We start from the raw sequence: 1,365 nt of genomic DNA, 5'->3' as shown, positions 1-1,365 counted from the left end.
TTAGGCGGCGGCGAGTTCGGGGAGTATCACCGCCTCGTCGATGACCTCGATGGGGTTGTTCATGGTGGCCAGCTCGAGCATGGATGCTTCGGAGAAGTAACGGCGTTCGCCGGCTTCCCACTCGTCATGCTGCTCGATCAGGACCGACCCGGCCAGGCGCAGCAGGGCCGCGGAATTAGGGAACACTCCGACGACGTCGGTGCGGCGTTTGATCTCCTTGTTGACCCGTTCCAGCGGGTTCGTGGACCAGATCTGGCGCCAGTGTCGCCGCGGGAACGCGGCGAACGCGAGGAGGTCGGGTTGTGCGTCGACGAGCATGGCAGCGACCTTGGGGTGCGATCGGCCGAGCATGGTCGTGACTTCTCGGAACTGCTTCTCGATGTGTTCGCGGTCCGGTTGGGCGAAGATGGTGCGGATGATCGAGGCGACCATGTCCTGGGATCCTTTCGGGATCACGGCGAGGACGTTGCGCATAAAGTGAACCCGGCAGCGCTGCCAGCCGGCGCCCTGGAACACGGTCCCGATGGCCTTCTTCAGGCCGGTGTGCGCGTCAGACATAACCAGCTTGACCCCGCCGAGGCCGCGGGTCTTCAGCGACCGAAGGAAGCTGGTCCAAAAGCCCTCGTTCTCGCTGTCACCAACGTCGAAACCGAGGACTTCCCGGCGCCCGTCGGCAGCCACGCCGACCGCGACGACAATGGCCTGGGACACGATCCGGCGCCCAACGCGGGCCTTGCAGTAGGTCGCGTCGAGGAACACGTACGGGAAGTCCTGCGCGGCGAGGGTGCGGTCGCGAAACTCGGCCACCTCAGCGTCCAGGCCCGCGCAGATCCGGGACACCTCCGACTTCGAGATCCCCGTGTCCGCTCCGAGGGCCTTGACCAGGTCGTCGACTTTGCGGGTCGAGACGCCGTGGACATAAGCCTCCATCACGACAGCGAACAACGCCTGGTCGACCCGACGGCGACGCTCCAGGAGCGCGGGGAAGAACGACCCGGCGCGCAGCTTCGGGATCTTCAGATCGAGGCCCCCGGCTGTGGTCGTCAGGGTGCGCGCTCGGGTGCCGTTGCGGTAAGTGGTGCGGTCGCCAGAGCGCTCGAACGGGGCTGCACCGATGAACGCGGTCGCCTCCGCATCGATCAATTCTTGATACAAGGTTTCGGTCGCGACGCGGATGCGGTCGGTGACATCGGTGAGTTTGAGTTCTCCCAGCAGGTCGAGCAGGGCAGACTGGTCTAGAGCCATCGTGTGGTGTCCTTTGTGAGTTGCTTTAGTCGGTACTCACTGACCATCCCACGGTGGCTCTTTACATTGACGAAGCAACGCTCAAGAGCGGGAAACCACACCACTCACGGGGACGTAACC

Annotated in this window: 1 protein-coding gene; it reads right to left on the bottom strand. The window is 64.3% G+C overall.

From position 1 onward, the window contains the following. The gene (locus CXY82_RS00060; protein WP_104169148.1) at positions 1-1,245 is read right to left on the bottom strand and encodes an IS256 family transposase; all 1,245 of its coding nucleotides are present in this window, start codon (positions 1,243-1,245) and stop codon (positions 1-3) included. Positions 1,246-1,365: the final 120 nt, after the last annotated feature.

Source organism: Cryobacterium sp. M23 (genome assembly GCF_002929655.1).
Taxonomy (GTDB): Bacteria; Actinomycetota; Actinomycetes; order Actinomycetales; family Microbacteriaceae; genus Cryobacterium; species Cryobacterium sandaracinum.
Note: the sequence above shows the minus strand (reverse complement) of the source record. Positions and strands in the feature narration are given on the sequence as shown.